This window comes from Nocardioides pini (assembly GCF_026712185.1).
Classification (GTDB): domain Bacteria; phylum Actinomycetota; class Actinomycetes; order Propionibacteriales; family Nocardioidaceae; genus Nocardioides; species Nocardioides pini.
In genome coordinates this window covers 81604-102855 of record NZ_JAPPUX010000004.1, presented here as the reverse complement: position 1 = coordinate 102855, position 21252 = coordinate 81604, and the positions used below count along the sequence as shown (strand labels likewise).

Below are 21252 nucleotides of genomic sequence, written 5' to 3'. Positions count from 1 at the left end.
GCGTGGACGGCTTGTTCGAGATACCGGGCGCGGGGCAACCCGCGCCCGGATCCGCGTCCGGGCAGGTGCCGAGCGCCGGGTCGCTCGGCGCCAACACCCACGCCTCGGCGCCCCTGGCGGTGCGGATGCGACCGCGCACGATCGACGAGCTCGTCGGGCAGCAGCAGCTGCGGGCCGCCGGGTCGCCCCTGCGCCGGCTGATCGAGGGCGACCAGTCGATGTCGTTGCTCCTCTGGGGTCCGCCGGGCACCGGCAAGACGACCATCGCCGCGATCGTCAGCCAGCAGACCCGGCGCCGGTTCGTCGAGGTGTCGGCGGTCGCGGCGGGCGTCAAGGAGGTCCGGGCCGCCATCGACGGTGCCCGGGCCGAGCTCGCGCGGGGCGGGCAGGAGACGGTGCTGTTCGTCGACGAGGTGCACCGCTTCACCAAGGCCCAGCAGGACGCGCTGCTGCCCGGCGTGGAGAACCGCTGGGTCACGCTGATCGCGGCGACCACGGAGAACCCGTTCTTCTCCGTCATCAGCCCGCTGCTGTCCCGCAGCCTGCTGCTGCGCCTGCAGTCGCTGACCGACGACGACGTCGCCGAGGTGATCGACCAGGCCCTGGCGGACGAGCGTGGGATGGCCGGCAGCACCGCGCTCGACGACGACGCCCGGGCGCACCTCGTACGACTGGCGGGTGGCGACGCGCGGCGCGCCCTCACCTACCTGGAGGCCGCCGCGGGTGCCGCGGCGAGCAACGGCCTCGAGGCGATCGACCTCGCCACCGCCGAGACGGCCGTCGACCAGGCGGCGGTGCGCTACGACCGCCAGGGCGACCAGCACTACGACGTCATCTCGGCCTTCATCAAGTCCATCCGCGGCTCCGACCCCGACGCAGCGCTGCACTACCTCGCGCGGATGATCGAGGCGGGGGAGGATCCCCGCTTCATCGCCCGCCGGCTCGTGGTGCACGCCAGCGAGGACGTCGGCCTCGCGGACCCGACGGCGCTGCAGGCCGCGGTCGCGGCGGCCCAGGCCGTGCAGCTGATCGGCATGCCGGAGGCCCGCATCAACCTCGCGCAGGCCACCATCCACCTCGCCGTCGCGCCCAAGTCCAACGCCGTGATCACCGCGATCGACGCGGCGATCGCCGACGTGAAGGCCGGCAGGATCGGCCAGGTGCCCGCCCACCTGCGTGACGCCCACTACGGCGGCGCGAAGGACCTCGGCCACGGCAAGGGCTACGCCTACCCGCACGACGAGCCCTTCGGCGTGGCCGAGCAGCAGTACCTCCCCGACGTGCTCAGTGACGCGGCCTACTACAAGCCGACGTCGCTCGGCGCCGAGGCCGGCGTCAAGGAACGCTGGGAGCGCGTACGACGCATCGTCCGGGGTGGATGACCTCGCGTAGTGGAGCAACCGGCCGCCCAGGTGCTGGTGCGGCGCGCGTGCGCCCGTCGGGGGACCTCGCCATCCCCTGAGCCCCTGCGAGGCTTGTAGGCTCGGCGCCGTGACGATGGAGCAGGTGGGACCGGGTGCCGCGGGCGCAGTGGCGCTCGTCGCGCTCGTCGTCGCGCTGCTCGCGCTCCGCCGGGCCCGCCGGGCGGAGGCCCTCGCGGCCTCGCTCGCCGAGCGCGTCGCCGTGCCCGCGAGCCCGGCGGCGCAGGCGCCACCCGTCGCCGACGCGGACACGACCGCCTTCGTGATCACCCAGGTGGGCGGTCCGCGCGAGGACGACGCGCCCACGGTCGGGGCGGTGCCGGTGGCGCGCCCCATCGACGGTCGCCTCTTCGCCGACATCGTCGCCCGCGAGACCGTGGTGAAGGCGGCCGGCTGGACCTACGGCCTGCGCCGCGCACTGTCGCCCGAGTCCCGCAACCGCATCCGCTTCGAGGTCCGGCAGGAGACCCGCCGTGCGGGTCGTGAGCGTCGCGCCGAGGTCAAGCAGGCGTTGCGGGAGTTCCGTGCCCGCGAGCGGGCGGCCACGCGTGGCGGCGGCCCGGGACCGCTCGGGGAGGACGTCGCCTGATGGGTCGCCCTCTCTGGTTCGTCGCCGGGGCGGGGGTCGGGGTGTACGCCGCTGCCCGCGCCCGCCGCGTCGCCGAGTCCCTCACCGCCGACGGCCTGCGCGACCGGGTGCGCGGGTGGCAGGTCGGCGCCCGGCTCTTCGCCGACGAGGTCCAGCAGGGCCGTGCCGAGCGAGAAACCGAGTTGCGCGAGCAGCTCGGCCTGCGGCCCACTTCGCTCGAGACCGGGACCGAGACCGGGACACCGCAGCTGACGACCAGGCACCACGAGATGGAGAACGAGAACTGATGGACACCGCCGAGATCCGCCGCCGCTTCCTCGCGCACTTCGAGGCCGCCGGACACGCCGTGGTGCCCTCCGCCTCGCTGCTCGCCGACGACCCCAACCTGCTGTTCGTCAACGCGGGCATGGTGCCCTTCAAGCCCTACTTCCTCGGCCAGGAGACCCCGCCCTTCGACCGCGCCACGAGCGTCCAGAAGTGCATCCGGACCCCCGACATCGAGGACGTCGGCAAGACCACCCGGCACGGCACGTTCTTCGAGATGTGCGGCAACTTCTCCTTCGGCGACTACTTCAAGGAGCGCGCCATCGAGCTGGCGTGGACCCTGATCACCAAGCCGGTGGAGGAGGGCGGCTTCGGGCTCGAGGAGGACCGTCTCTACCCGTCGGTCCTCGTCGGTGACGAGGAGGCCATCGGCTACTGGATGAAGGTGACGGGCCTGCCGCGCGAGCGCATCGTCGAGCTGGGCAACAAGGAGAACTACTGGTCGATGGGCGTGCCCGGGCCGGGCGGCCCGTGCTCGGAGATCCTCTACGACCGCGGCCCGGACTTCGGTCCCGACTTCGACCCGACCACGCTCGGACCCGACATGCCGGTCGAGCTCGAGGACCGGCTGCTGGAGATCTGGAACCTCGTCTTCATGCAGGACGACCTGAGCGCCGTCCGCTCCAAGTCCGACTTCGACATCGCCGGGTCGCTGCCGAAGAAGAACATCGACACCGGCATGGGCCTCGACCGTGTCGCGCTGCTGCTGCAGGGCAAGCAGAACATGTACGAGATCGACGTGGTCTACCCCGTGATCGCCAGGGCCGAGCAGCTCACCGGCAGGACGTACGGCGCCGACCACGAGGACGACGTGCGGTTCCGGGTCATCGCCGACCACGTGCGTTCCTCGATGATGCTCATCGGCGACGGCGTGGCGCCCGGCAACGACGGCCGAGGCTACGTCCTGCGCCGGCTCCTGCGCCGCGCGGTCCGCTCGATGCGCCTCCTCGGCTGCGAGGACCGCGTGCTGCCCGAGCTGATGCCGGTCTCCCGCGACAAGATGGGGGAGACGTACGACAACCTGCTCACCGACTGGCCGCGCATCTCGCAGGTGGCCTACGCCGAGGAGGACGCGTTCCGCAAGACGCTCCAGGCCGGCACGCAGATCTTCGACACCGCCGCGAGCGAGGTGAAGCGGTCGGGCGGCTCGGTGCTGTCCGGCGAGCGCGCCTTCGCCCTGCACGACACCTACGGCTTCCCGATCGACCTGACCCTGGAGATGGCGGCCGAGCAGGGCCTCCAGGTCGACGAGCAGGGCTTCCGTGGCCTCATGGCCGAGCAGCGTGAGCGCGCCAAGGCCGACGCGCGCGCCAAGAAGGGCGCGCACGGCGACACCGCGGCCTACCGCGGGATCCTCGACGAGTTCGGCCCGACCGAGTGGCTGGCCTACGAGACGCTCGAGACCGAGTCGAAGCCGCTGGCGCTGCTCAGCGGCGGGGCCCCCGCCCAGCGTCTGACGCAGGGCGAGATCGGCGAGCTCGTGCTCGACCGCACGCCGTTCTACGCCGAGTCCGGCGGCCAGGTGGCCGACGCGGGCACGATCGTCTTCGACGGCGGGCAGCTCGAGGTCATCGACGTCCAGCGCCCGATCAAGGGCCTGGTCGTGCACCAGGTGCGCGTCCTCGACGGCGAGCTCGACGCGTCGCGGCTCGTGCACGCCCGGGTGGACCCCGAGTGGCGCACCGGCGCCCGCCAGGCGCACTCCGGCACCCACGTCGTGCACGCCGCGCTGCGCGAGGTGCTCGGTCCCACCGCCCTCCAGTCCGGCTCCTACAACCGGCCGGGCTACCTCCGCCTCGACTTCGGCTGGACGCAGGCGCTGAGCCCCGAGCAGGTGCGCGACATCGAGCTCGTCTCGCAGCAGGCGCTGCGCGCCGACCTGCCCGTGTCGTGGGACTACATGACCCTCGAGCAGGCCAAGGAGTGGGGCGCGATCGCGCTCTTCGGCGAGACCTACGACAACACCAAGGTCAGGGTCGTGGAGATCGGCGGGCCCTGGTCGCGTGAGCTGTGCGGTGGCACGCACGTCGACCACTCGTCGCAGATCGGCACCGTCGTGGTGACCGGCGAGACGAGCGTCGGCTCCGGCAACCGTCGCGTCGAGGCGCTCACCGGCGTCGAGGGCTTCGGCTACCTCGCCCGCGAGCGCGACGTGGTCGCCCAGCTCACCGGCCTGCTCAAGACCCAGCCCGACGACCTCGTCGGGCGCGTGCAGGGGCTCACCGAGCGGCTCAAGGCCGCCGAGAAGGAGCTCGAGAAGGCCCGTCTTGCCCAGCTCCTGGGCGCCAGCGCCGACCTGGCGGCCGGTGCGACGCAGGTCGGCGCGGTCAAGGTCGTGGCCCACCGTGCCGACGGCGCCGGTGGAGGCGACGTACGCAACCTGGCGATGGACGTCCGGGGACGTCTCCCGCAGGGCGAGCCCGGCGTCGTGGTGATCATCGGCCAGGCCGACGGCAAGGTGTCCGTGGTGGCCGCCACCAACGACGAGGCGCGCAGCCGCGGGCTGTCCGCCGGCGAGCTGGTCCGCGCCGTCGGACCCCTCCTCGGCGGCAAGGGCGGCGGCAAGGACGACGTCGCCCAGGGCGGCGGCACCGACGCCTCCCGCATCGACGAGGCCCTCACACTCGTGGCCCAGGAGGTCGCGGCGAAGGTGCAGGGCTGAGGATGCGGACCGGGGTGCGGCTCGGCGTCGACCCGGGCGATGCCCGGATCGGCGTCGCGAGCAGCGACCCCTCCGGCTTCCTCGCCACCCCCGTGGAGACGGTGCGCAGCGGCAAGGGCGACGTACGTCGTCTCGCGCAGCTGGTCGCCGAGCTCGAGGCGGTCGAGGTCGTGGTCGGGCTGCCGCGCTCGCTCAACGGGTCGGAGGGACCGGCGGCCGAGAAGGCCCGCGCGCTCGCCGGCCGGCTGGCTCGCCGAGTTGCTCCTGTGCCTGTCAGGCTGTGTGATGAACGACTGACCACGGTGTCGGCCGAGTCGATCCTGCGCGAGCAGGGCCGCCGGGGGGCCAAGCGACGCGCCGTGGTCGATCAGGCAGCGGCCGTGCTGATCCTGCAGACTGCACTGGACACGGAGCGGTCGAGCGGACACGCACCGGGAGAGATCGTCGAGGTGACGCAGACAGATGAGTGAGCACGAGACCCGTCCGGACGACGCCGTGCGTGCGGACGAGCGCGAGGAGCTCGAGGACTACGAGTACGTCCCGGGCGGCAAGCGCCGCAAGGGACGTGGCCTCAAGGGCTGCCTCGCGGTGCTGGTCGCGCTCGTGGTGCTCCTCGGCGGGTTCTACGTCGCGCTGACGCAGGGCGTCTCGTGGGTCGCCGACCAGTTCCAGGGTCCCGACGACTACCCGGGCCCGGGGAAGGGCTCGGTCGAGTTCACCGTCAACGAGGGCGACACGACCGCCCAGATCGGTCGCAACCTCAAGGCCGAGGGCGTCACCAAGTCGGTCCAGGCGTTCATCGACGCGGCCGCCAACGAGCCCGACGCCGCGGGCATCCAGGTCGGCGCCTACGAGCTCCAGAAGGAGATGAAGGCCGCCGACGCCCTCGAGGTCCTCGTCGACCCCGCCAATCTCATCGGCTTCCCGACCGTCACGATCCCCGAGGGCCTCCGGCTCACCGAGATCGTCTCGACGCTCGCGCAGAACACCGACTTCCCCGAGCAGGCGTGGAACCGCGCGCTCCAGCAGCCCGACAAGATCGGCCTGCCCGACTACGCCGAGGGCAACGCCGAGGGCTACCTGTTCCCGGCCACCTACGAGATCAAGCCGGGCATGAAGCCGGTGCGGGTCCTCAAGATGATGGTCGACCGGTGGCGGCAGGCGGCCGAGGAGGCCGACCTCGAGGCCAAGGCGGCCGAGCTCGGCAAGACGCCCGGCGAGCTGATGATCATCGCCTCCCTCATCGAGGCCGAGGGCCGCGGCGAGGACATGCCGAAGATCTCCCGGGTGATCTACAACCGCCTCGACGGTCCCGGCGACAAGGGCGGCACCAACGGCACGCTCGGCATCGACGCCTCCATCGCCTACGGCCTCGGGCTCTCGCCCGGTTCGACCGAGCTGACGCCCGAGCAGCTGGCCGAGGACACGCCCTACAACACGCGCATCAACGCCGGCCTCCCGCCGACCCCGATCGAGGCCCCCGGCGACGAGGCGATCGCCGCCGCGGCCAACCCGGCCGACGGCGACTGGTACTACTACGTCACGGTCGACCTCGCCACGGGCGAGACGAAGTTCTACGAGGACTACGACGGCTTCCTCGAGGGCCGCGACGAGTACAAGGCCTACTGCGAGACCTCCGACCGGTGCTGACCCGGCGCTGCGGCGTGCTGGGCGACCCGGTCGCCCACTCGCTGTCGCCGGTGCTGCACCGGGCGGCCTACGGCGAGCTGGGGCTGGACTGGACCTACGACGCCCACCGGGTCGCCTCCGGTGGGCTCGCGGACTTCCTGGCGGGCCTCGGCGCCGAGTGGCGCGGGCTGTCGCTGACCATGCCCCTCAAGCGGGAGGCCCTCGCGCTGGTCGACCGGCTCACGGACCGGGCGGGCCTGGCGGGTGCGGTCAACACGCTCGTGCTCGAGGACGACGGCACCCGGGTCGGCGACAACACCGACCTGCCCGGGGCCGTCGCGGCGATCCGTGAGCGCACGTCGTCGCCGCTCGCGACGGCGACGATCCTCGGGGGAGGGGCCACGGCCACCTCGGTCGGCCTCGCGCTGGCCGACCTCGGCGTGCGCGACATCGCGCTGGCGGTCCGGGAGGAGTCCCGGGCGGCCGACACGCTCGCCGCCCTCCGGGCGCACCCGGCCGCTCCCGACGTCGTCGTGACGTCGCTGGCCTCCGTGGGCGGGGAACCCGCCGGCTTCGCTGCCGACGTCGTGGTGTCGACCATCCCCGCGTCGGCGCAGAGCCCGGAGCTGGTCGCGCGGTGCGCGGGCGCGCCGGTCGTCTTCGAGGTCCTCTACGACCCGTGGCCCACGCCGCTCGTCACCTCGGCGGCCGGACGGACCGTCGTCGGCGGCCTGGACCTCCTCGTGCACCAGGCCGTCCTGCAGGTCGAGCTGTTCACCGGCCGCAAGGTCGCGGTGGACGTCCTGCGAGAAGCAGGCGAACGCGCCCTCGCGGCGCGCACTGCCGGTTGAATGACCCCGTGACCGACACCGTTCTCGCCGCGCTCGTCGCTGCCCTGGTCGCCGGTGCGGGCGGCCTGCTGGTCCCGCGGCTGATCGCCCGCGTGCCCGAGCCCGCGCCGAAGCAGGCGGGGGAGGCGGACACCCCGTCCGACGAGCCGCCGAAGATGCTCTACGCCGACATCGCCTCGCGTCCGGGGCTGGCCTGGCGGAGCGCGGCGGTCTCGGCGCTCGCCGCGGCCCTCCTGGGCGCTGCCACCGGCCCGGACTGGCCGCTGCTGTGGCTCGTGCCGCTGACCCCGGTCGCGGTCGCCCTGTCGACGATCGACTGGCACACCCGGCTGCTGCCCCGCGTGGTCGTCGTGCCCGTCACCCTCGCCGCCGTCGTCGTGGTGACCGTGGTGGGCCTCGCGACGGGCGAGCGCGAGGCGCTCGTCCGCGCCCTCGCCGCGATGGTGCTCGCCCGGTCGTTCTTCTGGGTGCTGTGGTTCGTGCGGTCGGCGGGGATGGGCTTCGGCGACGTCCGGCTGGCGGCACCCGTCGGGCTGGTGCTGGGCTGGGCCGGCTGGGGGGCGCTGGTGATCGGCCTGTGGTCGAGCTTCGTGCTCTTCGTGGTCCCGGCGCTCGTCGTGCTGCTGGCGCGGCGCGATCGCAGCCTGCTCAAGAAGTCGTTCCCCTTCGGTCCGTTCATGGTCGGCGGGGCGTTGGTGGGTCTCGTCTGGGGGACTGCGCTCGCTGGGCGCATGTGGGGCTGAGACACTTCACCCATGCTCCGATGGCTCACAGCAGGCGAATCCCACGGTCCCTCGCTGGTGGCGATCCTCGAGGGGCTGCCCGCCCACGTCCGCGTCACCTCCGACGACCTCGCCGACGCGCTGGCCCGGCGCCGTCTGGGCTACGGCCGCGGCGCGCGGATGAAGTTCGAGCAGGACCGGGTCCGCGTGCTCGGCGGCGTGCGCCACGGTGAGACGCAGGGCGGTCCGGTCGCCATCGAGGTCGGCAACACCGAGTGGCCGAAGTGGGAGAAGGTCATGTCGGCCGACCCGGTCGACCCCGTCGAGCTCGAGGCGCTCGCCCGCAACGCCAAGCTGACCCGCCCGCGGCCCGGCCACGCCGACCTGGTCGGCATGCAGAAGTACGACTTCGACGAGGCACGCCCGATCCTGGAGCGCGCCTCCGCCCGCGAGACCGCAGCCCGCGTCGCGCTCGGCCGGGTGGCCTCCAACTTCCTCGAGCAGGCCGTCGGGGCGCGGGTCGTGTCCCACGTCGTCGCGCTCGGTGGCGTCAAGGCGCCCGCGGGCGTCGTACCCGCCCCCGACGACGTCGACCGGCTCGACGCCGACGAGGTGCGCTGCCTCGACCCCGAGGCCAGTGCCGCGATGGTCGCCCGGATCGACGAGGCCCACAAGGACGGCGACACCCTCGGCGGCGTCGTCGAGGTGGTCGTCCACGGCCTCCCGCCGGGCCTCGGCTCGCACGTGCACTGGGACCGCCGCCTCGACAGCCGTCTCGCCGGTGCGCTGATGGGCATCCAGGCCATCAAGGGGGTCGAGGTCGGCGACGGCTTCGACCTGGCCGACACCCCCGGCTCGCAGGCGCACGACGAGATCGTCACGACCGACGAGGGCCTGCGACGCACCTCCGGGCGCTCGGGCGGCACCGAGGGCGGCATGTCCACCGGCGAGGTGCTGCGGGTGCGCGCGGCGATGAAGCCCATCGCCACGGTGCCCAAGGCGCTGCGGACCGTCGACGTGGCCACCGGCGAGGCGGCCGTCGCGCACCACCAGCGCTCCGACGTCTGCGCCGTGCCGGCCGCGGGCATCGTCGCGGAGGCGATGGTGGCGCTCGTGCTGGCCGACGCCGTGGTGGAGAAGTTCGGCGGCGACTCGGTGCGGGAGACCCGGCGCAACGCCGAGTCCTACCTCGACACCCTGAGGTTCCGCTGATGGCCCCTCGCGTCGTCCTCGTCGGTCCCATGGGGGCGGGCAAGACGACGGTCGCCGGCCTGCTCGGTGACGCCTGGGACCTGCCCGTCCGCGACACCGACGCCGACATCGAGGCCGGCACCGGGCGTGAGATCTCCGACATCTTCGTGGAGTCGGGTGAGGACCACTTCCGCGACCTCGAGGCCGCCGCGGTCGCCGCCGCGCTCGCGGAGCACGACGGCGTCCTGGCGCTTGGCGGCGGTGCCGTCCTGCGACCCGAGACGCGCGACCTGCTGGCCGGCCTGCCGGTCGTGTTCCTCCGGGTCGGCCTGTCCGACGCGGTGAAGCGGGTCGGCCTCGGGGTCGGACGCCCGCTGCTGCTCGGCAACGTGCGCGCGCGCATCAAGGTGCTGCTCGACGAGCGCACCCCCGTCTACGAGTCCGTCGCCGCCCACACCGTCGACACCGACGGCCGCACCGCCGACGAGGTGGCGGCGGAGGTCCGGAGGCTGCTCGCATGACGAAGCGCCAGACCAGGAAGCAGCAGCAGCGCCACCAGCAACGCACCCAGCGACAGGCCGAGCGGCAGGGCCACGATCAGCACACCGACCTGCCGGCTCCGCAGGAGTCCGGCGACACCGTGCTGCACGTCGCTGGCGCGTCGCCGTACGACGTCGTGGTCGGCCACGGGCTGTCCGAGCGGCTGCCGGCGGTCCTGGGCGAGTCGGTCGAGCGCGTCGCGGTTCTCTACGCCGGCACCCTCGGCGAGCTGGCCGACCCGGTGGTCGACGCGCTGGTGGAGCACTACGACGTCCTCGCGCTCGGCCTCCCCGACGGCGAGCGCGCCAAGACCGCGCCGGTCGCCTCCGACTGCTGGGAGGCGCTCGGCGAGGCCGGCTTCACCCGGTCCGACGCGGTGGTGACCATCGGCGGGGGAGCGACCACCGACCTCGGGGGGTTCGTCGCCGCCACGTGGTTGCGCGGCGTGCGCGTGGTCCACGTGCCCACGACCCTGCTGGCGATGGTCGACGCCGCGGTCGGCGGCAAGACCGGCATCAACACCGGCTCCGGGAAGAACCTCGTCGGGTCCTTCCACGAGCCCGCCGGCGTGCTGTGCGACCTCGCGCTGCTCGAGTCGTTGCCGCGTGCGGAGCTCGTCGCCGGCCTGGGTGAGGTCGTCAAGTGCGGCTTCATCGCCGACCCCGCCATCCTCGACGTGGTGGAGCGCACCGATCCGGCCGACCTGACCTGGGACTCCGACGAGCTGCGCGAGCTGGTCGAGCGGGCCATCAGGGTCAAGGTCGACGTCGTCGTCGACGACCTCAGGGAGACCGGCGGCGCCGGCGGCCACCCCGGTCGCGAGGTGCTCAACTACGGCCACACCCTCGCCCACGCCATCGAGCGCACCAGCGACTACGCCGTGCGCCACGGCGAGGCCGTCGCCATCGGGTGCGTCTACGTCGCCGAGCTCGCGGCGCGTGCCGGCAGCCTCGACCCGGCCCTCGTCGAGCGCCACCGCGCGACGCTGTCCCGCGTCGGCCTGCCGACGACGTACGACGCCGCGTCCTTCGACGACCTCCACGCCGCGATGAGGATCGACAAGAAGGCGCGCGGCTCGCAGCTGCGCTTCGTCGTGCTCGACGACCTCGCCACGCCGCGGATCCTCGCCGGGCCCGGCGAGGACGACCTGCGGGCGGCCTACGCCGCGATAGCCTCCGCCGGGTGACGGACACCTCGGGGGACGACGACACGACCATCAGCGACTCGGGCGGCACGATGACCCGACTGGTCGGTGACGCGTCGCCCCGCCCCGTGGACCTCGCGCTGCTCGAGACGCAGCGGCTCGTCGGTGTCGGCGACGGCTGGCGCCCGGACGGCACGCGACCCTTCCTCGCCCACGGCGAGGAGCTGCTGTGGCGCTACGGGCCGCGGATCGAGCCGGTGCGGGTCGTCCGCGACGACGAGCGCGGACTGGTGGTCTGGCTCGCCGAGCACACGGAGGTCGTCACGTGGCTCCCGTCGGACGGGCGCCTGCTGCGTGAGATCCCGCTGGCCGAGCGGTTCGTCGTGGCGGCCACGACGGCCGTCAGCCGTTGGCAGGGCGGCGGGATCCTGCGGATCGCCCCGACGGGGCGCCCGTGGTCGGTGTGGTTGTTCTGGGAGGACGACGGCACCTTCGCCGGGCACTACGTCAACCTGGAGCTGCCCCACCGGCGGTGCGGCGGCGAGACCGCGACCCGGGACCTCGTGCTCGACCTGTGGCTCGACCCGGACGGCACGCTGTGGCTCAAGGACGCCGACGAGCTCGAGGCCGCCGTGGTGTGCGGACGCTACACGCGCGAGCTCGCCGACGAGGTGCGCGCGGCCGCGGAGTGGGCTCGCGAGGAGCTCGTCGAGGGGCGCGACTGGCCGCTCGACGAGGATTGGACCTCGTGGCAGCCGCCCACCGACTGGACCGTCCCGTCACTCCCCGACACCGCCGAGGTCCGACGGGCCCGCGCCACTACGCTGCCGTCATGACGAAGGTGCTCGTCCTCAACGGCCCCAACCTGGGCCGGCTCGGCCGGCGGCAGCCGGAGATCTACGGCACGACGACCCACGCCGAGCTGGCCCACCAGTGCGTCGGGTGGGGGCGCGACCTCGGCCTCGAGGTCGAGGTCCGCCAGACCAACCACGAGGGCGAGCTGCTCGACTGGCTCAACACCGCCGCCGACGACGGCGTGCGCGTGGTGCTCAACGCGGGCGCGTGGACGCACTACTCCCTGGCGCTGTGGGACGCCTGCGCCCAGCTCACCGCGCCCCTGGTCGAGGTGCACATCTCCGACCCCAGGCAGCGTGCCGAGGAGTTCCGCCACACCTCCGTCGTGGAGCCGCACGCGGCGGCGACGATCGCCGGGCAGGGGATCGACGGCTACCGGCAGGCCCTCGAGGTGCTGGCCGACACCGCCTCGTGACGTCGTACGCCGGTCGGGGTCGCACCGCACTCCTGCTCGCGGGTGTGCTCGGCAGCGTGCACGCCGCCTTCAGCCTCTACTGGGGCGTGGGCGGCGAGTGGCTGGTCGAGACGCTCGGGCGCCGGCTGGTGGAGGCGTTCGCCGGGTGGGAGTGGCTGCTCGTCCCCATCGGTCTGGTGAAGCTCGTCGCCGCGTGGTTGCCACTGGGCGCCGCACGCGCTGGCTGGCCCCTGCGTCCCCTGTCCCGGGGCGTGTGCTGGCTCGGCGCGGCGGTCCTGCTGCTGTGGGGTGGGCTCAACACGGTCGTGGGCAACCTGGTGCTGGCCGGCGTGATCGTCCCGGACGGCGGTTACGACCGTCCCGGCATGGTCGGCCACGCGTTCCTCTGGGATCCGCTGTTCCTGGCCTGGGGGCTCGCCCTCGCCGTCGGGCTGGCTCAGTCGCGCGCCAGCAGGGCGCGGGTGGCCGCGTCCGCGGGGTAGAGCGCCTCGATCGCCAGCTCGGCCACCGTGACGTCGCCGGGCGTTCCGAAGACGGTGGTGGTCGTGAGGAACGACAGCACGTGGTCGCCGGCACGCAGCCGCAGCGTGAGCACGATCCCGGGCGCCGGGTGCGGACCGCGGACCGGGAAGTCGGCGAGCAGCGCTGCGAGCCGCGGGTCACCGGTGGTGTCGTGCTCGTGCCGGATCCGCGACATGATCGCGGCCCGCCACTCGTCGAGGTTCGCGATGCGCGGTGCGAGGCCGCGCGGGTCCAGGCTCAGCCGGACGACGTTGACCGGCGGCTCGAGCAGCTCGGCCGGCACGTCCGCGAGGAGGCGGTACGCGGCCTCGTTGGCGGTGACGAGGTCCCAGCCGCCGTCGATGACGAGGGCCGGGTACGGCTCGTGCCCGGTGAGGATCTGCTCCAGGGCCTCGTTGACCTCCGCCAGGGCGGGTGCGCCGAGCGGCAGCTCGGAGGTGTCGGGCACGAACCCCGCCGCGGTGAACAGGCGGCGACGCTCGCGCAGCGGGACGGCGAGCGCCTCGCTGAGCTGGCCGACCATCGTGGGGCTCGGGCGCGCCTTGCCGGTCTCGATGTACGACAGGTGGCGGGTGGACACCCCGCACTGGTCGGAGAGCGCCTGCTGCGACAGGCGTCGGCGCTGTCGCCACTGCCGCACCAGGGAGCCCACGTCGGTCGGCGCGGACGCGTCGAGGGGGACGTCGAGGGTCATGGTGGTCACTGTGTCAGCCCTTCCGCACCAGCCACACCTGTCCCGCGGCGAAGACGCCCACGACGACGGCCTGCAGCACCGTCCAGGCGACACCGAGCGTCGTGAGGCCGCCCAGCAGCGCATACGCGAGGCTGGCGACGACCCAGGCGACGTTCAGCTCCACCAGGACAGCCACCCCGCGTCGGGGAACGGGGCGCCGCGTGGCCAGGACGGCCACGCCCGCGGCGACGAGGACGAGGAACCCGCCGAGTGAGCGGACGAGTGCCTCCGGCGCGCCGAACCATCCGGCGAGCCAGCCGCCGGCGAGGACGTACGCGAGGCCGTTGACACCGGTCGTGACGGCGTCGACGAGCAGGAAGGGGCCGGCGACGGGGATCGTGATCCCGCGTGCGGCGCGTGTCGTGGTGGTCGCGGTGCTGGTCTGCTGTGTGGTGGTCATGACCTCAGGCTCGTCGCGACCGGGCCGCGGGGCCATGACGTCGCAGGTCATGACGGCGCCGCGGGTGGCACGATCGCGTCATGGACGCCCCGGTCGACCTCAGTGCGCTCGCCATCAACGTCGTGATCCCCGAGGAGCTGCGCTGGCGCGACACGCGCCGCGACGAGGAGTTCGAGCTCCAGTCGCTGACGATCAGGATGCTGCCCGACCGCACGCTCGCCGCGAAGGCCTACGGGCGACCGGTCGCCGGGGGACGGGGTGCGTACGTCTCGTTCCCCGTGCCGGACCGGCCCGAGCTGACCGCCCTCGTCTCGGCAGCAGCGGACGAGGCAGCCCGCAGGTGGGCCGCCCACGCCTGATCGCCCACCGCAGGCCCTGTGCTTGGATCGCGGGGTGCTGCCCTTCCGCCAGGTCGATGTGTTCAGCGCCGAGCCGTGGCTCGGCAACCCGCTCGCGGTCGTGCACGACGCCGACCGGCTCACCGACGAGCAGATGGCACGCTTCGCACGGTGGACCAACCTGTCCGAGACGACGTTCCTGTGCGCGCCGACCGACCCGGCCGCCGACTACCGGGTGCGGATCTGGACCACGACGGGCGAGCTGCCCTTCGCAGGGCACCCCACCATCGGCAGCGCCCACGCGTGGCTGGAGGCCGGGGGCGTGCCCCGCGGCGACGTCCTCGTGCAGGAGTGCGGCGCCGGGCTCGTCGACGTACGCCGCTCGCCGCGGCTGGGCTTCAGCGCGCCGCCCCTGCGCCGCTCGGGCCCCGTCGACGGCGACCTGCGGGCACGCATCGTCCGCGCGCTCGGCGTCACCGACGACGCGGTGCAGGACATGGCCTGGATCGACAACGGCCCCGGCTGGGTCGGCGTCGACCTCGGGGCGGCCGAGTCCGTGGTCGCCGTCGTGCCTGACGTCGCCGCCTTCACCGACCTCAAGGTGACGGTCCTCGGTCGCTGGGGGACGGCCACGACCGCCGAGCTCGGTGCCGACGTCGAGGTGCGCGCGTTCTACGCCGACGGCCGGGAGTTCGGGGAGGACCCGGTCACGGGGAGCGCCAACGCCGGGCTCGCCCAGTGGCTCGTCGGCACCGGCGCGCTGCCGTCGTCGTACACCTCGCGCCAGGGCAGCGTCATCGGCCGGGAGGGACGCGTCCGGCTCGAGGCCGTCGACGACCAGGTCTGGGTCTCGGGCGACGCGGTCACCCGGATCGTCGGCGAGGTCGACCTATAGCCGCAGCTCCCGCTCGCGCACCACGTCGTCCTCCCAGGTCTCCCCGATGTGGAACCTCTTGCGGCCGACCGGCGCGAAGCCGTGGCGGGCGTAGAAGGCGTTGGCGCGGGCGTTCTCCTCGCTGACCCCGAGCCACGCCCCGCGCGCCCCGGTGGAGGCCGCCGCCGCGAGCGTCTGCTCCATGAGGAGTCCGGCCGTCCCCGTGCCGTGGTGGTCCGGGTGGACGTAGAAGCGCACCAGCTCGACGGGCGGTCGGTGGTGGATCGCCGCCGCGACGTCCGGGTCGACCGGCTCGCCGACGAGCAGCATCGTGTAGCCGACCGGGTCCGGTCCCGCCTCGTCCTCGGCGAGGAGCACCGTGCAGGCCGGGTCGGCGAGGTGGCTCCGGAAGCTGGCCGGGTCGAGCCCGGTGGCGACGTAGGTGGCGAGGAAGTCGGCAGGCGTCCGTGGCGTGCAGGCGAGGGGGAAGGTGAGCGCTGCCAGCCGGGAGAGGCCCTCGGCGTCGGGTGCGCTCGCGCGGCGTACGGTCACGGGCACGCCGGCAGGCTACCGCCGGGCGGGCGTGCCACGAACGCATCCAGTGCGTCGTGTCGGGGTAACGGGGTCGGCGAGGGACGAACCCGACCGACGACGTACGACGAGGAGGCGCGGTGGGCCTGATGAGCGCGCTGCACGCAAGGCGTGGACCCGACGAGCTGGTGCTGGTGCGCCACGGTGAGAGTGCCGGCAACATCGCCGACAGCGAGGCCCGCGACTCCGACGCCGAGCGGCTCGAGCTCTCGGCGCGGGATGCGGACGTCGAGCTCTCCGGCAACGGCGAGGAGCAGGCGCGCACCCTCGGTCGGTGGGCCGCGGGCCTTGCGAAGGAGGAGCTCCCGGACCTCGTGGTCAGCTCGCCCTACCGGCGCGCGGCCGACACCGCACGCGCAGCCCTGGCGGGTCTCGACGTCGAGCTGGTCATGGACGAGCGGCTGCGCGAGCGCGACCTCGGGCTGCTCGACGGCCTGACCGGCAAGGGCATCCGGGCGCGCTACCCGGAGGAGGCCGAGCGCCGGTCCCACGTCGGCAAGTTCTACTACCAGCCGCCGTCCGGTGAGAGCTGGGCCGACGTGGTGCTGCGCGCGCGGAGCCTGCTGGCCGACCTGCGCGAGGGGTACGACGGCAAGCGCGTGTGGCTGTTCACGCACCAGGCGGTCATCATGTCGTTCCGCTACGCCCTGGAGGGCCTCGACGAGGCCGAGCTCCTGGAGATCGACCGCAGCACGCCGATCCCGAACGCGTCCGTCACCCGCTACTGCCGGCGCTCCGACGGTCTCGTGCTGGAGACGTTCGCCAGCGACGAGCACCTCGATCCCGGCCCGGCCGAGAGGACCGACGAGGACGACCGGGCAGGGGAGGCGCCCGATGCCTGACCCCACGGCCGTCGACGCAGCACTGCTGCGCGACTGGCCCCTGCCGGAGCTCGGGTCGGACAAGGAGGAACGCGGCCGCCTGGTGGTGGTGGCCGGGAGTCGGGAGACCCCGGGCGCCGGGCTGCTGTCCGCCGAGGGGGCCTTCCGGGTCGGCGCCGGAAAGATCCAGCTCGCGACCGCGCGGTCCGGCGCACCTGCCCTCGCCGTCACGGCCCCCGAGCTGATGGTCACCGGGCTGGCCGAGGACGACGGAGGTTCGCTGCACCCCGACGAGGCGGACGGGCTGGTCGACTGCGCCGGCGGCAGCACCGTGCTGCTCGGCCCCGGCTTCACCGACCCCGACGCCTCCGACGCCCTCGTGCGCCGGGTGCTGCCGCGGCTTGCGGGCACCGTCGTGCTCGACGCGCTCGCGACGGCGTATGTCACCGACAACCACGAGGAGGTCGCCTCGCTGGACGCGACCGTCGTGCTGACGGTGAACCCGGACGAGCTGGCGCACTGCCTCGGCGTGCCCGGCGACGAGGTCCAGGACGACCTGGCGGCCCACACGTCCCGGCTCGCCGCGCGGACGCGCGCGGTCGTCGTGTGCGGGGGACCGGTCAAGGTCGTGGCGCACCGCGACGAGGTGTGGTGCGTCGAGGCCGGCAACCCCGGGCTCGGGACGGCCGGTTCGGGCGACGTGCAGGCGGGCATCGTCGCCGGCCTGCTCGCCCGCGGCGCCGAGCCCGCCCAGGCGGCCGTGTGGGGCGCCTGGCTGCACGCCACGGCGGGCGACCGCCTCGCCCAGCGGGTGGGCCCGGTCGGCTACCTGGCGCGCGAGCTGCCCGGTGAGCTCCCGGGGCTGCTCGCCGAGCTCGGCGGCGGCTGACCGGTCCAGACATGCGTAGTAATGCTGATGCGGCCGCGTCGCTGCCCCAGTCACACTCGTCGGGCAACGACAGGGGAGGAAGACCATGGGAAGCGTCCTGAGCAGGAGCGCCCACGCAGACCAGCTGGAAGCGGAGGTCCGCGACGCGATGTGCTGCGTCCCGACCGACCGTTGCTGGGAGTGTCAGGTGAAGCTGGGGGAGGTGCGGGCGGCGCGCCGCGACGCACTGCTGCACTCGATGAGCACGGTCCGACCGCGACGGCCCGTCTGGTGATGGTCCGGGACGGCGCTGCCGGTGCCGGCAGCGCCGGACGCCTCCCGCACTCGGTGGTGGCCCGCAGCCGGGACGAGCGGCGTGAGGACGCACGCGACCGTGCGGTGCTGGAGTACGGCGACCGGGCCGACGCTGCTCTCGACGTCCTCGAGCTGCTCGAGCTCGCCTGGCACGACAGCCATGGCGACGTGACGCCGCCGACAGACGTCGTCGACGACGTCTGGGTGGTCGCCGCGGGCGACCTCGCGCACCTGGCCTCGGCGTCGCGCCTCGCCGTCGCCGACCGGCGCGACCTGCGCCTGGCTGCCGACGAGGTGCGGGCCCGCGGCTGAGCCGCTGGGTCAGGGCCTGCCGCGTCGTGGTGCGCCGAACCGCTCGGCCACGACGCCGTGCCGCAGCGCCCGGTCGCTGACGGTCAGGACGTCCTGGTCCGTGAGCGCGAGGATCGTGCGCACGACGCACGCCCCGGCGAGGATCACCTCGGCCCGGGCCGGCTGGAGCCCGGGGATCCCACGCCGCTCCTCGGTGGAGCGCGTCCGGAACAGCTCGATCTGTCGCTCCACCTCGGGCACGTCCAAGACCGTCCCGTGCACGACGTCCGGGTCGTAGTGGTCGAGGCCGTGCTTGACGGCCGCCAGGTTGGTGGAGGTGCCGCCCATCGCGATCACCATGTCGGGGCGTGGTCGGCCCGACAGCTCCTCGAGCTCGGTCGCGATCGCCCGGAGGGCCGCGTCGACGGTGGCGCGTGGCACGGCGTCGGCGAGCCCGAACCGCTCGGCGAACCGCACCGCTCCCACGTCGACGCTGAACTGCTCGTCGATCCGGTCCACGCTCCCGAAGGTGAACTGGCTGCTGCCGCCGCCCGAGTCGAACACGAGCAGCCGGTCGCCGGACACCGGCAGCGCCGACACGGCGGCCGAGTAGGCCAGCCGGGCCTCCTCCCGCCCCGAGATGACCTCGACCGTGACCCCGCACCGGCTGTGGACGGCCGCCAGCAGCTCGTCCCGGTTCGACGCCTGCCGCAGGCCCGCGGTCCCCACGGCGACGATGTCGACCGGACCGACACGCCGCGCCTCGCGGACCAGGTCCTCGATGGCGTCGACCGTGCGGCCCATCGAGGCCGGGGTCAGCGCCCCGGCCGCCGCCAGGCCCTCGCCGAGCCTGGTGACCACGGAGCTCTCCGCCTCGACCCGCGGGGTGCCGCCGTCGTCGCGGTGGCCGAGCGCGATCTTGACCGAGTTGGTGCCGACGTCGATGACGGCGAACCGCCTCGGTCCCCAGTCGAGCAGCGACTTCAGTCCTCGGGCCACGCAGGTGTTGGGCCGGCCCTCCAGACCGAGGCGACCGATCGTCCGGACCACCAGCCCGGCGTCCGGGGACTCCACGGCGACGGTCAGGACGGTCCTCCCTGCTGCGCTCATCTCGGTGAGCTCGACCATGCAGTCGTCGAGGACCGACCGGCGACGGCGCTTGCCGGTGTCCACCACGAGCAGGTCGTCGCGGGGAGCGACCAGGTCCCGGAGCAGCTGCTCCCGGGTGACCTCGGAGAGCCGGGTGTCCGGCGGGGGTGCTCCGAGGGCCGTGAAGGCGCCCGCGACCGCTGCGGCGTCGAGGGGGAACGGGGCCTTCATGGTCGGCACCCACAGCTGCAGCCCGGACCCGCTCATCCGCTGGAGGACCTTGACGTCCAGGACACCGTCGCGCACCTTCACCGACGCGTCGCCGTACATCGACAGCACGTAGGTCTCGTCGCTGTCCACGGGCGCCGCGGTGCGCAACGGCCCCAGCGCGTCGACGTCGTCGAGGTCGTCGCCGAAGGTGCGCCACTCCCACCTCGGTACGACGACCGGCGCGGACGGGTGGGGCGTGGGGTCGGTCATGGACGGTCGGCCTGCCCGGTCAGCCCGGCCCGGCCGCCGGCTGCGCGGCCGTCAACTCGGCAGCGAAGAACTCGAGTGCCGTCTTCGTCTTCGTCTGCTGCTCGCCCGACACGTCGAGGCCCTTCGCGGCGAGGAAGGCCCTCAGCTCCGCCGCGGCCTGGAAGGCCTCCGACGGCACTGCCTTGGCCGACAGCTCGACGATCCGCGACCCGTCCGGGTAGAACCAGACCTCCGCGACGAGGCGCGTGCTGAGCTCCAGCGGGCGGAGCTTGAGCTTGAAGACGGTGATCGGACCCAGGGTGGACAGGTCGTCGAGTGCCACGCCGTCAGGTGCGTGAGCCGCGTAGAACTGCCGCTGCTCCTTGGAGAAGAGCGAGCGGATCCGCTTGCTGCCGGCCGCGACCTGCTTCACGGCCTTCGGGCCGAGCGCGCCCTTCATGGACGCCGAGCACACGAAGCCGCCCGGCATGGCGTCGACCTCGACGACCAGGTTGTCCGAGGTCCGCTCCGCTTGGACGTCCGCGGGCACGACGGGTCTCAGCTTGACGACGGAGTCGTCCCCGCGTCCCTGGACCCGGCGCGCCCGGACGACCACACCCACGGCGTTGAGGGCGAGGTCCGGGGTGTCGAAGAAGTACACCTGCCGGATCTGCGCGTCGAGCGGGTCGACCCCCAGGGCCACTGCCGTCTGCCGCCGGTGGGAGTCCGGAACCGTCAGCTTGAGCTCGACGCTGTCGGCGTCCCTCGCCAGCGCCAGCATCTCGCCGACCTGGGCATCGGTGAGTCGGGTCGGTGTCTCCTCGGACGTCACGGACATCCTTCGCTCCTTCGCTGGTGGGAGGGCGCTTCGCCCGACACCGCCCCATCGGACACTGTCCGCGTCCCGTGCTGCCGGGGCATCACCCGGAGCGTGTGACGTCGGGGTCGACGTCCAGCGCTGCGTCGATCCCTACCGCGAGCCGCGGGCGTCGCGCTGGACCTGCCGACGGGCGCCCGCCGCACGGCTCGACGCGTCGCGCTTCACCCCGCCCGTCGTCTTCCTGGCCCCTGGGGTCCTCGACTGCTCGGGCACCTCGGAGCGCACGTCCGAAGACTGCTGGCGCGGGCCGCTCCCGCCCTGCCGGGCGGCCTCGAGCCGGGACGCCTTGAGCTCGGCCGCGGACCGACCGGCCTGGACGGCGACCTGCCGGCTGACGGCGGCCAGCGCCGTCTCGAACACCTCGGCCTTGTCGCGGTCGCGCTGGTTCTTGGGATAGCTGAACCCGCGGCCGCCGCGCTTGACGACGGCGCCCCTGGCGCTGCGGCGGTACACCGTCACGTACTTCGTGCGGGCACGGCGCACCCGGGTGTGGAGCGCGAGGAGCTCCTCCTCGTCGAGCTCGGCCAGCGCCGAGCGCGAGGTCTCGGCGACCAGCTTCTGCTCCGCGGCCGTCATCGAGCCGAGCAGCGCCTTGTTCATGGCATTCCTCCTGCCGGGCACCCGGCGTGGGCGTCCCTCCGGGCCACCCTGCCGCACCCCCGGAGGGGCGAACGTCACCCGGAGCAGGTGAGGCCATCCGTGTCGTGCGTGGTGAGCGTGGAGCACAG

25 protein-coding genes are annotated in these 21252 nt (G+C 73.6%); 19 read left to right on the top strand and 6 right to left on the bottom strand.

Annotation, left to right across the window (positions count from 1 at the left end; all coding sequences use genetic code 11):
- Positions 1-2: 2 nt before the first annotated feature.
- The 14 genes from NYO98_RS13835 to NYO98_RS13770 all read left to right on the top strand — a co-directional run bounded on the left by NYO98_RS13835 (position 3) and on the right by NYO98_RS13770 (position 12825).
- Complete coding sequence (locus NYO98_RS13835) at positions 3-1382, top strand: replication-associated recombination protein A (RefSeq protein ID WP_407673917.1); 1380 nt, start codon at positions 3-5, stop codon at positions 1380-1382.
- 109 nt (positions 1383-1491) lie between these two features.
- Complete coding sequence (locus NYO98_RS13830; protein WP_268112324.1) at positions 1492-2010, top strand: hypothetical protein; 519 nt, start codon at positions 1492-1494, stop codon at positions 2008-2010.
- Positions 2010-2297, top strand: a complete 288-nt coding sequence (locus NYO98_RS13825; protein WP_268112323.1) for a DUF6167 family protein — start codon at positions 2010-2012, stop codon at positions 2295-2297. Before NYO98_RS13830 ends, NYO98_RS13825 begins: the two co-directional genes overlap by 1 nt.
- Complete coding sequence (gene alaS / locus NYO98_RS13820) at positions 2297-4996, top strand: alanine--tRNA ligase (protein WP_268112322.1); 2700 nt, start codon at positions 2297-2299, stop codon at positions 4994-4996. The genes NYO98_RS13825 and alaS overlap by 1 nt, the downstream gene beginning before the upstream one ends.
- Positions 4997-4998: 2 nt before the next feature.
- Complete coding sequence (ruvX, locus tag NYO98_RS13815; RefSeq protein ID WP_268112321.1) at positions 4999-5466, top strand: Holliday junction resolvase RuvX; 468 nt, start codon at positions 4999-5001, stop codon at positions 5464-5466.
- Positions 5459-6646, top strand: coding sequence for an endolytic transglycosylase MltG (gene mltG / locus NYO98_RS13810; protein ID WP_268112320.1), 1188 nt, complete (start codon positions 5459-5461; stop codon positions 6644-6646). Before ruvX ends, mltG begins: the two co-directional genes overlap by 8 nt.
- Complete coding sequence (locus tag NYO98_RS13805; protein ID WP_268112319.1) at positions 6640-7476, top strand: shikimate dehydrogenase; 837 nt, start codon at positions 6640-6642, stop codon at positions 7474-7476. The genes mltG and NYO98_RS13805 overlap by 7 nt, the downstream gene beginning before the upstream one ends.
- Before the next feature lie 8 nt (positions 7477-7484).
- Positions 7485-8219, top strand: coding sequence for a prepilin peptidase (locus tag NYO98_RS13800; protein ID WP_268112318.1), 735 nt, complete (start codon positions 7485-7487; stop codon positions 8217-8219).
- A 12-nt stretch (positions 8220-8231) separates the two neighbouring features.
- Positions 8232-9410 carry a chorismate synthase gene (gene aroC / locus NYO98_RS13795; RefSeq protein WP_268112317.1) on the top strand — a complete coding sequence of 393 codons (1179 nt, stop codon included), beginning with the start codon at positions 8232-8234 and terminating at the stop codon, positions 9408-9410.
- Positions 9410-9910 carry a shikimate kinase gene (locus tag NYO98_RS13790; protein WP_268112316.1) on the top strand — a complete coding sequence of 167 codons (501 nt, stop codon included), beginning with the start codon at positions 9410-9412 and terminating at the stop codon, positions 9908-9910. The genes aroC and NYO98_RS13790 overlap by 1 nt, the downstream gene beginning before the upstream one ends.
- The gene (aroB, locus tag NYO98_RS13785; RefSeq protein ID WP_268112315.1) at positions 9907-11115 is read left to right on the top strand and encodes a 3-dehydroquinate synthase; all 1209 of its coding nucleotides are present in this window, start codon (positions 9907-9909) and stop codon (positions 11113-11115) included. The genes NYO98_RS13790 and aroB overlap by 4 nt, the downstream gene beginning before the upstream one ends.
- Entirely contained in the window at positions 11112-11909 is a 798-nt protein-coding gene (locus tag NYO98_RS13780; protein ID WP_268112314.1) for a DUF402 domain-containing protein, read from the top strand. The genes aroB and NYO98_RS13780 overlap by 4 nt, the downstream gene beginning before the upstream one ends.
- Positions 11906-12343, top strand: coding sequence for a type II 3-dehydroquinate dehydratase (locus NYO98_RS13775; RefSeq protein ID WP_268112313.1), 438 nt, complete (start codon positions 11906-11908; stop codon positions 12341-12343). The genes NYO98_RS13780 and NYO98_RS13775 overlap by 4 nt, the downstream gene beginning before the upstream one ends.
- The gene (locus tag NYO98_RS13770; protein WP_268112312.1) at positions 12340-12825 is read left to right on the top strand and encodes a DUF3995 domain-containing protein; all 486 of its coding nucleotides are present in this window, start codon (positions 12340-12342) and stop codon (positions 12823-12825) included. Before NYO98_RS13775 ends, NYO98_RS13770 begins: the two co-directional genes overlap by 4 nt.
- Here NYO98_RS13770 and NYO98_RS13765 read toward each other — a convergent pair.
- Both NYO98_RS13765 and NYO98_RS13760 read right to left on the bottom strand, forming a co-directional pair.
- Positions 12780-13559, bottom strand: a complete 780-nt coding sequence (locus tag NYO98_RS13765; protein ID WP_268112311.1) for a helix-turn-helix domain-containing protein — start codon at positions 13557-13559, stop codon at positions 12780-12782. The two genes, NYO98_RS13770 and NYO98_RS13765, sit on opposite strands and share 46 nt — an antisense overlap.
- Before the next feature lie 13 nt (positions 13560-13572).
- A complete protein-coding gene (locus tag NYO98_RS13760) occupies positions 13573-13998 on the bottom strand; it encodes a hypothetical protein (protein ID WP_268112310.1) in 426 nt (141 codons plus the stop codon).
- Between the two features lie 80 nt (positions 13999-14078).
- On the opposite strand from NYO98_RS13760, the gene NYO98_RS13755 reads away from it, so the two are divergent.
- Positions 14079-14357 carry a hypothetical protein gene (locus tag NYO98_RS13755; RefSeq protein WP_268112309.1) on the top strand — a complete coding sequence of 93 codons (279 nt, stop codon included), beginning with the start codon at positions 14079-14081 and terminating at the stop codon, positions 14355-14357.
- 34 nt (positions 14358-14391) lie between these two features.
- Entirely contained in the window at positions 14392-15231 is an 840-nt protein-coding gene (locus NYO98_RS13750) for a PhzF family phenazine biosynthesis protein (protein ID WP_268112308.1), read from the top strand.
- Here NYO98_RS13750 and NYO98_RS13745 read toward each other — a convergent pair.
- Positions 15226-15768, bottom strand: a complete 543-nt coding sequence (locus tag NYO98_RS13745; protein ID WP_268112307.1) for a GNAT family N-acetyltransferase — start codon at positions 15766-15768, stop codon at positions 15226-15228. The two genes, NYO98_RS13750 and NYO98_RS13745, sit on opposite strands and share 6 nt — an antisense overlap.
- A 122-nt stretch (positions 15769-15890) precedes the next feature.
- Between NYO98_RS13745 and NYO98_RS13740 the strand changes: the two genes are divergently transcribed.
- From NYO98_RS13740 to NYO98_RS13730, 3 genes are all read left to right on the top strand, one after another.
- Entirely contained in the window at positions 15891-16643 is a 753-nt protein-coding gene (locus NYO98_RS13740; protein ID WP_268112306.1) for a histidine phosphatase family protein, read from the top strand.
- Complete coding sequence (locus NYO98_RS13735) at positions 16636-17511, top strand: NAD(P)H-hydrate dehydratase (RefSeq protein WP_268112305.1); 876 nt, start codon at positions 16636-16638, stop codon at positions 17509-17511. The genes NYO98_RS13740 and NYO98_RS13735 overlap by 8 nt, the downstream gene beginning before the upstream one ends.
- 270 nt (positions 17512-17781) lie before the next feature.
- Positions 17782-18117 carry a hypothetical protein gene (locus NYO98_RS13730; protein ID WP_268112304.1) on the top strand — a complete coding sequence of 112 codons (336 nt, stop codon included), beginning with the start codon at positions 17782-17784 and terminating at the stop codon, positions 18115-18117.
- Positions 18118-18126: 9 nt separating this feature from the next.
- On the opposite strand, the gene NYO98_RS13725 is transcribed toward NYO98_RS13730, so the two are convergent.
- The 3 genes from NYO98_RS13725 to NYO98_RS13715 all read right to left on the bottom strand — a co-directional run bounded on the left by NYO98_RS13725 (position 18127) and on the right by NYO98_RS13715 (position 21124).
- Complete coding sequence (locus NYO98_RS13725) at positions 18127-19665, bottom strand: Ppx/GppA phosphatase family protein (protein ID WP_268112303.1); 1539 nt, start codon at positions 19663-19665, stop codon at positions 18127-18129.
- Between the two features lie 19 nt (positions 19666-19684).
- Positions 19685-20482, bottom strand: a complete 798-nt coding sequence (locus tag NYO98_RS13720) for a hypothetical protein (RefSeq protein WP_268112302.1) — start codon at positions 20480-20482, stop codon at positions 19685-19687.
- 132 nt (positions 20483-20614) lie between these two features.
- A complete protein-coding gene (locus NYO98_RS13715) occupies positions 20615-21124 on the bottom strand; it encodes a hypothetical protein (protein WP_268112301.1) in 510 nt (169 codons plus the stop codon).
- Positions 21125-21252: the final 128 nt, after the last annotated feature.

What these genes read in the sequence shown, in the direction of transcription:
- NYO98_RS13825 (WP_268112323.1), top strand. Translation starts at nt 2,010, where the DNA reads ATGGGTCGCCCTCTCTGGTTCGTCGCCGGGGCGGGGGTCGGGGTGTAC.
- alaS (WP_268112322.1), top strand. Translation starts at nt 2,297, where the DNA reads ATGGACACCGCCGAGATCCGCCGCCGCTTCCTCGCGCACTTCGAGGCC.
- ruvX (WP_268112321.1), top strand. Translation starts at nt 4,999, where the DNA reads ATGCGGACCGGGGTGCGGCTCGGCGTCGACCCGGGCGATGCCCGGATC.
- mltG (WP_268112320.1), top strand. Translation starts at nt 5,459, where the DNA reads ATGAGTGAGCACGAGACCCGTCCGGACGACGCCGTGCGTGCGGACGAG.
- aroC (WP_268112317.1), top strand. Translation starts at nt 8,232, where the DNA reads ATGCTCCGATGGCTCACAGCAGGCGAATCCCACGGTCCCTCGCTGGTG.
- NYO98_RS13790 (WP_268112316.1), top strand. Translation starts at nt 9,410, where the DNA reads ATGGCCCCTCGCGTCGTCCTCGTCGGTCCCATGGGGGCGGGCAAGACG.
- aroB (WP_268112315.1), top strand. Translation starts at nt 9,907, where the DNA reads ATGACGAAGCGCCAGACCAGGAAGCAGCAGCAGCGCCACCAGCAACGC.
- NYO98_RS13775 (WP_268112313.1), top strand. Translation starts at nt 11,906, where the DNA reads ATGACGAAGGTGCTCGTCCTCAACGGCCCCAACCTGGGCCGGCTCGGC.
- NYO98_RS13765 (WP_268112311.1), bottom strand. Translation starts at nt 13,559, where the DNA reads ATGACCCTCGACGTCCCCCTCGACGCGTCCGCGCCGACCGACGTGGGC.
- NYO98_RS13760 (WP_268112310.1), bottom strand. Translation starts at nt 13,998, where the DNA reads ATGACCACCACACAGCAGACCAGCACCGCGACCACCACGACACGCGCC.
- NYO98_RS13755 (WP_268112309.1), top strand. Translation starts at nt 14,079, where the DNA reads ATGGACGCCCCGGTCGACCTCAGTGCGCTCGCCATCAACGTCGTGATC.
- NYO98_RS13740 (WP_268112306.1), top strand. Translation starts at nt 15,891, where the DNA reads ATGAGCGCGCTGCACGCAAGGCGTGGACCCGACGAGCTGGTGCTGGTG.
- NYO98_RS13735 (WP_268112305.1), top strand. Translation starts at nt 16,636, where the DNA reads ATGCCTGACCCCACGGCCGTCGACGCAGCACTGCTGCGCGACTGGCCC.
- NYO98_RS13725 (WP_268112303.1), bottom strand. Translation starts at nt 19,665, where the DNA reads ATGACCGACCCCACGCCCCACCCGTCCGCGCCGGTCGTCGTACCGAGG.
- NYO98_RS13720 (WP_268112302.1), bottom strand. Translation starts at nt 20,482, where the DNA reads ATGTCCGTGACGTCCGAGGAGACACCGACCCGACTCACCGATGCCCAG.
- NYO98_RS13715 (WP_268112301.1), bottom strand. Translation starts at nt 21,124, where the DNA reads ATGAACAAGGCGCTGCTCGGCTCGATGACGGCCGCGGAGCAGAAGCTG.